The following is a 9,782-nucleotide window of genomic DNA, read 5'->3' on the forward strand; positions in this document are numbered from 1 at the left end:
GCGCCGGTGCCGGCGGGGCGGGGCGCACCGGGGCCCGTCGCCGCTCCGGGGCGGTACGGGCGGCTGGGGACGGCGTCAGGCAAGCGGCACCAGGAACCCGACGACGAGGAGCACGCAGTGCCCGATGACAACCCCGTGCCGGAGACGACCACCGGGCCCGAAGCGACCGCCATGGGCGAGTGGCTCATCTACCGAGGCACGGGCGAGCCCCACGACGGCATCGACGCGCTGCCCGACCCCCCGCCCTGGCGCGACTTCGACGGCGGGCCCCTGGTCGAGCCCGGCCCCGCCACGGACAGCGCCTCCGCCCGGCGGCTCGGCGCGTACCGCCACATGGCGGAGATGCACCGGCCGGGCGCCGAGGAACTCGAGATCGTCAACGCGGCGCTCTATCTGCGGCGGCCTCTCCTCGTCACCGGCAGCCCCGGCGCGGGGAAGTCCACCCTCGCCCACGCCGTCGCCTACGAACTCGGCCTCGGCCGGGTGCTGCGCTGGCCCATCGTCAGCCGCACCACGCTCGGCGACGGCCTCTACCGCTACGACGCCATCGCCCGCCTCCAGGACAACCAGCTCGCCGCCAGCAGCCGCGCCGGCACGGCCCCCGGGGCGCCCCCCGGCGGCATCGGCAGCTACATCCGGCTCGGCCCGCTCGGCACGGCCCTGCTGCCCACCGCCAAGCCGCGGGTGCTGCTCGTCGACGAGCTCGACAAGAGCGACATCGACCTGCCCAACGACCTCCTCAACGTCCTGGAGGAGGGCGAGTTCGGCATCCCCGAGCTGGAGCGGCTCGCCGAGCGCGAACCGGAGGTGGAGGTGCTCACCGACGACGGCACCAAGGTCACCGTCCGGGACGGCCGGATACGCTGCCGGGCCTTCCCCTTCGTCGTGCTCACCAGCAACGGCGAACGCGACTTCCCGGCGCCCCTGCTGCGCCGCTGCATCCACCTCGAACTGGGACAGCCCGACCACAAGCGGCTCGCCACGGTGGTCCGCGCCCACCTGGGCGAGGAGGCGGCGCGCGCCGGCGACGACCTCATCAAGCGCTTCCTCGACCGCTCGCGCAGCGAACTCCTCGCCGCGGACCAGCTGTTGAACGCGATCTATCTCACGCACCACGCGGCGCCACCCACCCGCGATCGGCTCGCCGACATGCTCATCCAGCGCCTCGACCGCCCGAGGTGATGCCGCCATGGCCCACCGCACCGCCGAGCGCCCCCACGCCGCGCCGCCCCTGAACACCCCCGACCGGCCCCGGCTGGCTCCCGCGCCGGACCCGAGCGGCGCCTCGCGCGACCCGGAGGCCGCGGGAGTGGCTGCCTCCGGCGCTCCCGTGTGCAGTCCTGCGGCCGATGACGTATACGCCGACGGCACCCCAACGGCCCCCGAGACGGCCCCGCGTGGTGCCGCGGCGAACGCCTTGTCCGCCGCGGAGGGCGGCGCGGCTGGCTTCGGCAGTTCTGCGGGGGCGCCTGCCGCGACCAGCGGCAGTTCTGTGGGCGGTCACGTTCTGCCCGCGCGCAGCGCTGGGGGCGGGCCCGATACGTCCGTCGGCGGTGCGGCCGAAGTCGGCACGACTCGCTTAGGCGGCCCTGCGGCCGGCGCGAGCGGCGGCCATCGCGGCAGTTCTGCTGACGTCGGCACGTCCTCGGGCGGCTGCGCGGGTGCCTCCGACGGGTCCGCCGGTCGCGGCGATTTCGCGGGCGCCCGTGCGCGTGACACCGGCTGTGAGGGCGGTGCCCCCAGCGGCGGAGTCGGAGACGAACAGGGTTCTGCCGGCGGCAGTTCTGGCGGCGTGGATAGCCCTCACACACCCGGCGGAGGGCCGCCGTTCGGGCCGGGGGCGGGGGTCGGCGAGGGCGGCGCGCCGGACGAGCGGTTGGCGCGGGTCATCGACGCGCTGCGGACCGCCGGCCTCGCTCCCGGGCTGGACGAGCTCGCCGACGCGCTGTGGCTCGCCCGCTGGGCGCGGCCGACCGTGCCGCCGGCCGCGCCGGGCGCCGGTGAGCGCCCCGGCGCGACCGCCGGCGACCCGCTGCGGGGCAGCGAGGGCACCGGCCCAGGGGCCGCCGCGCGCAACGGCGTGCCGGCGGAGCGGGGCGCCCAGGACACCGTACGGGCCGAACAGGCGCGCCAGGCGGCGGGGGACGAGCGGGTCGCGCTGTACCCGGCCGCGCCGGGCCCGGGCGGCGACGGCCGAGGCCCGCACCCCGCCGCCGCCCCCATCGGCATTCCCGAGGCGGCCGCGCTGCCCGGCCTCCTCCAGCTCCAGCGCGCCCTGCGCCCCCTGCAGCGCTACCGCGGCGCCGCCCGCTCCACCCGGCGGGAGCTCGACGAGCACGCCACCGCGGAGCGCTCCGCCAGCGCCGGTGGGCTCGTGATGCCCGTGTTCCGCGAGGTCGCCCGGGGCGACGCCGCGATGCAGCTGGTCATGGACGCCTCCTCCTCGATGTACGTGTGGGAGCGGATGCTGGGCGAACTCCAGCAGGTGTTCGCGCAACTGGGCGCGTTCCGGGACGTACAGGTGCAGTATCTGCACCTCGCGCCCGAGGGCGGCCCGGCCGTCAGCCGCCGCCTGGAGCCGCACGCGGCCACCCTGCGCTCGGCCGATCTGCTCAGCGACCCCACCGGCCGCCGGGTGACCGTTCTGGTGAGCGACTGCGTGGGCCCGCTGTGGCGCGGCGGCGAGGCGCACCGGCTGCTGCACCGGCTGGCCCGGCACGCGCCCGTGGCCGTACTGCAGCCGCTGCCGCAGCGGCTGTGGGCCCGTACCCGGCTGCCGGTCTCGTACGGCGCCCTGCTGCGCGGGGACGGCCCCGGACAGGTGGCGCCGCTGCGCTTCCTGCCGGAGGACGGGGGAGAGCGGCCCGCCGAGGACGGCGCGGTGCTGCCCGTGCCCGTCCTGCCCCCGGTCGCGGGCGCGCTCGGCGCCTGGGCGCGGCTGCTCGCGGGCAGCGGCGCCGGCCCCGTCCCGGCCGCCGTGGGCTGGGTGCGCGCGGACCAGCCGCCGCAGCCGCCGGCCCGGCCCAGGGCCCGGCTCTCCCCGGCGGAGCTCGTCGGCCGCTTCCGGTCCACCGCCTCGCCCGGCGCGGCCCAGCTCGCCGTCTACCTGGCGGCGGCGCCGCTGTACCTGCCCGTGATGCAGCTCGTGCAGCGCACCATGCTGCCCGACTCCGGGCCCGCGGAGCTCTCCGAGGTGCTGCTCAGCGGGCTGCTCAGCCGGGCGGAGCAGGAGGGCGGCGACGGCCGCTGGTTCGCCTTCGCGCCGGGCGTCCAGGAGGAACTGCTGGCGCCCATCGACCGGGACGAGGCGCTGCTCGTGCTCAAGCACTGCTCCGAGTACGTGGAGCAGCGCTTCGGCAAGGGCGGCCCGAACTTCCCCGCGCTCGCCATCGCCCAGCTCGCGGCGGGCCCCTACGAGGGCGACGGCGCGGACCGCGACGACGGCGCGCCCCCGGCTCCCGCGCCGGACGGCCCGGACCGCCCCGGCGGTGCCCCCGCCCAGGGGCCGGGCGGCCGTTCCGCGTTCCCCGGGGCCGCGGCCGACGGGGCGCCCGGCTCCCGGCCGCGCGGCCTGCGGCCCTTCGCCGAGGTCGCGGCCAAGGTCCTCGAACGCTTTCTGCCCTTGCCCGACTCCTGGCCCCGGCGCGCCGATCCGGCCGCCAGTACGGGTGCCGGTGCCGCCTCACGGCCCGCCTCCGGGGCCGCCGCCCGTACGGACGCGGCGAGCGCGACCGGCGACCGTACGGGCACCGCCGACGACCGTACGGCCGGAGCCCGCCCCGCGGCGGCGGCCGTCCGCGAGGCGCACGCCCTCCTCCGGCGGTTCGAGACCGACGGCATGGTGATGAACCTGCTCGACGCCGTGCAGGTACTGCGGGCCGCCACCGCCCAGGAGCGGGTCCGCGGCTCCGACCCCGAACTGTGGACCGAACTCGCCGCCGGACTGCTGCGGCTGTGGCGGCTCCAGGGCGGTGGCAGCGCCCTGGACGAGGCCGAGCGGGCCGCGATGACCGCCACCGCCCACCCCGGCGCCGTACGGGCCCGTGCCGTTCTCGCGCGCGTCCTGCACGCCCGCGCCACCGACCGGAGCGCCGCCGGGGACGAGCGGGCCGCGCTCGAACTGCTGCGCCGCGCCGACCGGGAGTTCGCCGCCGTCTGCGCCTCCCCGGTGCTCACCGCGGACGAGGCACTGGCCATCACCCTGGAGCGGGTGCGGGTGCTGGAGGAGCAGTGGCGCCTCGGCGGCGACACCGGTCTCCTGCAGGAGACCGTCGGCATGCTGGAAGCGTTCGGTGACGCCTGGCCGCTGGACCGGCCCCGGCCCAGCGCCCTCCCGCTGGCCCACGGCCGGGCCCTGCTGCGGCTCGCCGAGACCACCACGCGCGACCCCGAACGGGCCCGGGTGTACGCCGGCCAGGCCGCCGCCTCCCTGGGGCACGCGTGCGAGGCGCTGGCCGCCGAGCCGGACACCGGCGACGAGCAGTGGGTCCGGGCGGCGCTCGACCTCGTCGACGCGCTGCTGCTGCGCGGCGGCCGGCTCGACGAGGCCGAGCGGCTCATCGACCGGGCCCGCGGCCAGGCCCGCGAACAGAGCCTGCGGGCCGCCTGTACCGCGCGTGCCGCCCGGCTGTCGGTGCGGCGCTACGAAGATGGTGCTGCCGGTGCGGCTGGCGCTGCCGGTGCCGCCGCCGCTGTCAGTACGGGCGGTGACCGGGCCGATGACGCGGCGGGCGGCGGCTCCGACGGCGGGGGCCGCCGGGCCGGCGACCCGGCCCATCTGGAGGAGGCCGCCCGGCGTTACGCGGCGGCCTGCCGCTCCGTGCCGCGCGACCGCGCCGAGTACAGCGACCTGCTCGCCGAGTGGGGCGCCGCCCTCCTCGAACGCGTCGGCGCGCCCGGCGGCGAGGGCTTCGTCTCCCAGGCCGTGCGCGTGCTGCGGGACTGCCGCATGGAGACCCCCGACGGCGACCCGCGCCTGGCCGCGCGGCTGTTGATGCTCGGCCGCGCGCTGCTGCTGCGCTACCGGGAGGAGGAGGATCTCGTCGACCTGCGCGAGGCGGAGTACGTGTTCGGGCTGGCCGTCCAGGGCGCCCGCGACCCGCTCGTGCGCGCCCGCTCCTGGCTCCACCGGGGCGAGGCCCACCGGTTGAACTTCCGCCACACCGGGCGGGCCGAGCGGCTCGACGACGCGGCCGGCGCGTACCGGCGGGCCGCGGAGGCGGCCCGCGCGGCGGAGGAACGGCTGCCGGACCCGGCGGAGGCGATCCGGCTCGCCGCGTCCGCGCACCATCGGCGTGGCGTCGTCTACGAGGCCGCGGGGCGGCCGCGGGCCGCGCGGGAGTCCTACCGGATGGCCCTGGAGGAGTGGCGCCGACTCCCGGGCGGCGGCGGCCTCGACGCGGTCCGCACGGCCGAACGACTCGGTGACCTGGCCCGCCCCCGCTGACCCGGCCGAATGGGGCCGTGCCCGACACTGGTCCGGTCGGCCTGCCGCCCCCGGCTGCCGCCGTCCACTCGGCCGCGCTGGCGCGGCCCATCGGGCACGGTCGGCGTCGGGCCGTCTGTCCGCGCCTGTGGTGGCATTGACCGACCTGGCCGTGTTGGCGGCGGCTCCGACGTGGTCCGCACGGCCGAGCGGCTCGGGGGCCTGGCCCGCCCCCCGCTGGCGCAGACCCAACTGGGCTTTGCCCGATGCCGGTTCGCCGTCTGCGCCGCCGCCGGCCTGTCGGGCGGCTGCCGGTCCACTCGGCCGCGCTGGCGCCGCCCAATGGGGGATCGTGCCAGCAGCGGCCGCCCGCTCCTGCGACGACGGCAGTCCGCCCGGCTGCGCTGGCGCGGCCCATCGGGCACGGTCGGCGTCGGGTCGTCTGCCCGTGCCTGTGGTGGCGCCGGCCGGCCTGGCCGTGTTGGCGGCGGCCTCGACGCGGTCCGTACGGCCGAGTGGCTCGGGGGCCTGGCGCGCCACCCGCTGGCGCCGGCCGAACCGGGCCGTGCGCGGCGTCGGTTCGGCCGCCTGCGTGGCAGCCGGCCGAACCGGGGGCGGTGCCCGCACCGGCCGCCCGGCGCCGTCAACGCCGGCCCTTGCTCGCGCCGTGCCGCGCGTCAGCGCTGGCCCAACCCGCCCGGCGGTGCCGGGCCACTCGGCCTGTACGGCCGAGGTCCCACCGGTCCCGGTCCGCCGTCTGCGTCGCTGCCAGCCTGGCGGGCCCGGCCGGCGTCGGGCCGCCGGCCCGCGTCCATGGTGGCGTCGGGCCGCCTGGCCGCGTTGGCGGCGGCCTCGACGCGGTCCGTACGGCCGAGTGGCTCGGGGACCTGGCGCGCCCCGCTGACCCCGGCCGAGCTGGGCCGTACCCGACGCTGCTCCGGTCGGCCTGCCGACCCCGGCTGTCGCCGGTCCACTCGGCCGCGCTGGCGTCGGCCGAATTGGGCCGTGCCGAGACCGGCCGTCCGCGTCCGCCTCGACGCCAGTCCGGCCGGCCGCGCCGGCGCCATCCCGCCGGACACCGTCGGCTCCGGGCCCTTGCCCGCGCCTGCGGCGGGGCCGCCCGGCCTGAGGTGCCGGGGCCCACCGAACCCGGGCCCGCCGGTCCGGGGCCCAACTGCCCTGCGCTCATGCGCCGCGCCCGCGCCAGCGCTGGCCCGGGGCCCAACTGCCCTGCGTCCATGCGCCGGGCCCGCGCCGGGCCGCCGGCCCGGCCCGGCATGTCGGGCCCGGGTCCCCGCCGTCCCGCCGTCCCGCCGTCCCGCGGCCCCGCGGCCCCGCGGCCGAGAACCGTCGCGTCCGTGGCCCGCCGGGCCGCGAAAACCGCGCCGCGTGGGCCTCCGCGCCGCAAACTCTCCCGCGGCGACACGGCCGAATGGCGCCCCCCGCCACCCACTCCCCGTTTCGGTCCGTCCCGCCGAGGGAATCTCCGGTGAGCTTCGACCGGGCAACGAGCAGAGGTGGTGTTGACATGAGTCGACTCGAGCCGGTGAGCGGTGGCGTCGCCGGGCCCGTACCCAATGGCGTCCCCAGGGGAGAACTGCCGGACCTCCAGGGCCTGGACCTGGCGACCCTGCGGACGCTGGACCACCCCGTACTGACCGAGGTGCTGACAGAACTGCGCTCGCGGATCGAGGAACCCACCGAAATGCTCTGGGGATTCGGCAACTCCTTCTGACCCGGCGCGACCGCCGCACCGCACGTTTTCGGTCTCCTTGGACGACCGGCGGGACACACGGCCGGCGCGGGAGACACACGACCGGCGGGGCGCGCAGCCGGGCCGGCACGCGGGGCACAAGGGAGAATCCTCAGTGGCGCAGCGGACAACACGCGAGAAGCCGACAGGGTCCCGCGCGGCGCGCCCGGTGCCCTTCCGGCAGTTCATCCTCAAGGTCAACAGCCGGTGCAACCTCGCCTGCCGCTACTGCTACATCTACTTCGGCGCCGACGACACCTGGCGCCACCACCCCGTCGCCTCCGACGACCCCGTTCTGCTGCGCGCGGCCGAGCGGATCGCCGAACACGCCGCCGGCCACGCCCTGCGCGACGTCGCGGTGGTCCTGCACGGCGGGGAGCCCCTGCTGACCGACCCCGCCCGGCTCGGCGCCGCCGTCGGCCACGTCCGGGCGCGCGTGCCGGCCGACTGCACCGTGCACGCCGTCGTCCAGACCAACGGCACCCTGCTCACCGGCGAGCGGCTGCGCGTCCTCGCCGCCCACGGCATCCGGGTGGGCGTCAGCCTGGACGGCGGGCTGCCGCACCACAACCGCGACCGCGTCGACCACGCCGGACGCCCCTCCTGGCCGGCCGCGACCCGCGGCCTGCGGCTGCTCGCCGACCACCACCGCGACACCTACGCCGGAGTACTGTGCGTGGTCGACCTCCGCTCGCGGCCCGAGGAGGTGTACGAGTCGCTGCTCGCCTTCGACCCGCCGGCCATCGACTTCCTCCTGCCGCACGGCAACTGGAGCGCGCCGCCGCCGGGGCTGCCGGGGCCGGCGGACGGCCCGGCCCCGTACGGCGACTGGCTGTGCGCCGCGTTCGACCTCTGGTGGTCGTCCGACCGGCGCCGCACCCGGGTGCGGATCTTCGAGGAGTGCATCGCGCTGCTGCTGGGCGTGCCCGCCGGCACCGAGTCCATGGGGCTCCAGCCGTTCACCGCCGCGGTGGTGGAGACCGACGGCTCCATCGAGCAGGTGGACTCCCTCAAGTCGGCCTACGAGGGCGCCGCGGCCACCGGCCTCGACATCTTCCGGCACTCCTTCGACGACGCCCTCGCCCACCCCGGCATCGCCGCCCGCCAGGCCGGGCGGGCCGCGCTCGCGCCCGTCTGCCTGCGCTGCCCCCTGGTCGAGGTCTGCGGCGGCGGCCAGTACCCGCACCGCTACCGCGCCGGGTCCGGCTTCCGCAACCCCTCGGTGTACTGCGCCGACCTCCAGCGCCTCATCCGGCATGTGGCGGCCCGGCTCGCCGCGGCGGCCGCCCCATGACGACGGCGCTCACCCCGGAGATCCTCCGCGAGCTCGGGCGCACCGGCGGCGGGCCCGCCGCGCTCGGCGTGCTGACCGCCGGCCAGCGCACCCGCAGACTGCTGCTGTTGCGCACCCTCCTGGACGCCGTGGCCGCCGCCCCCGCCGGCGCCCTGCCGCCCGGCGCCGCGGAGTCGGTGCGCCACCACTGGGGCCTGCTGGAGGAGGCCGAGCGCGCCGCCCCGGCCGCCGCCCGCCGCGTGCTGTACTACCCGTTCGTCGGCGCCTGGGCCGAGACCTGCGTGCGCGCCCTCGCCACGGCCGCGCACCGCCCCGCGGGCCCCGGGCCCCGGCCGCCCGCTCCCGACCTCGCGCACCTGGGGCACCTCGCCTGCGCCGCCGCCGTACGGGCCGGGATCGACTTCCGGCTCCGGCTGCCCGCCCGGGACGGCACCCTGCCCCTGCCCACCGTCGGCGCCCTGTGCCGCACCGAACCCGGCCCGCCACCGGTCGAGTTCGACGTCCGGGGCGAGCGCGGCCGGCTCACCGTACGGCCCGTGGCCGCCCCTCCCGCGCAGCCCAGGACCGCGGAGGTGCGCCGCTCGGCCGACGGCACCTGGCGCTCCGCCGACCCCCGCTGGGCCCCCGTGCACACCCTCCCGGCCGGGCCGTGGACCGTGCTCCTCGACGACCTCGACCCCTACCGCTCCACCCGCAGCGGCCGGCCGGACGCCCTGCGCGCCGCCGAACGGCTGCCCGACGGCGAGCGCAACCGCTGGCGCTCCGTCTGGCAGGCCGCGCTGCCCCTGCTGCGCCTGGGCGGAGAACCGCGCGCCACCGAGGCCGAGACGCTGCTGGACTGCGTCGTCCCGCTCGACCCGCCGCCCGGCGCCTCCCCGTACGGCGGCGCGGCCCACTGCAGCGGCACACGCCGGGAGGCGTACGGCGCGGTGCTCAGCAGCGCCCCGCCCGGCCCCGGCCACCTCGCGGCGACCGTCGTCCACGAGCTCCAGCACGCCAAGCTCTCCGCCCTCGCCGAGCTCGTGCCCCTGCACACCGCCGGGCCCACCCCGCTCCACTGGGCCCCGTGGCGCGTCGACCCGCGCCCCTTCGACGGGCTGCTCCAGGGCGCGTACTCGCACCTGGCCCTCGCCGACTACTGGCAGCGCCTGGCGCTCGCCACCGACGACCCCATGCGGCGCGACAGCGCCTGGGCCGAGCACTCCCGCTGCCGGGAGCAGGTCGGCGCCACCCTGCCCACCCTCCTCGGCTCCCGCCGGCTCACCCCCGAGGGGCGCGTGCTGGTGGGCGAGATGGCCGCCCACCAGCAC

General features: G+C 78.4%; 5 protein-coding genes. All 5 read left to right on the plus strand.

Annotated elements, in window-relative coordinates; all coding sequences use genetic code 11:
- Positions 1 to 171: 171 nt before the first annotated feature.
- A complete protein-coding gene (locus ACSNOD_RS23305; RefSeq protein WP_436768982.1) occupies positions 172 to 1,182 on the plus strand; it encodes an AAA family ATPase in 1,011 nt (336 codons plus the stop codon).
- A gap of 610 nt (positions 1,183 to 1,792) precedes the next feature.
- A complete protein-coding gene (locus ACSNOD_RS23310; RefSeq protein ID WP_436768978.1) occupies positions 1,793 to 5,446 on the plus strand; it encodes an SAV_2336 N-terminal domain-related protein in 3,654 nt (1,217 codons plus the stop codon).
- 1,507 nt (positions 5,447 to 6,953) lie between these two features.
- Positions 6,954 to 7,160 (plus strand): FxSxx-COOH cyclophane-containing RiPP peptide, encoded by a 207-nt coding sequence (fxsA, locus tag ACSNOD_RS23315; RefSeq protein WP_436768979.1) that lies wholly within the window; start codon positions 6,954 to 6,956, stop codon positions 7,158 to 7,160.
- 133 nt (positions 7,161 to 7,293) lie between these two features.
- Positions 7,294 to 8,472 (plus strand): FxsB family cyclophane-forming radical SAM/SPASM peptide maturase, encoded by a 1,179-nt coding sequence (locus ACSNOD_RS23320; RefSeq protein WP_436768980.1) that lies wholly within the window; start codon positions 7,294 to 7,296, stop codon positions 8,470 to 8,472.
- On the plus strand, positions 8,469 to 9,782 hold a 1,314-nt coding region (locus ACSNOD_RS23325; protein WP_436768981.1), incomplete at its 3' end, for an HEXXH motif domain-containing protein. The genes ACSNOD_RS23320 and ACSNOD_RS23325, both read left to right, overlap by 4 nt.

Source organism: Streptomyces sp. URMC 123 (assembly GCF_051386515.1).
Classification (GTDB): Bacteria; Actinomycetota; Actinomycetes; order Streptomycetales; family Streptomycetaceae; genus Streptomyces.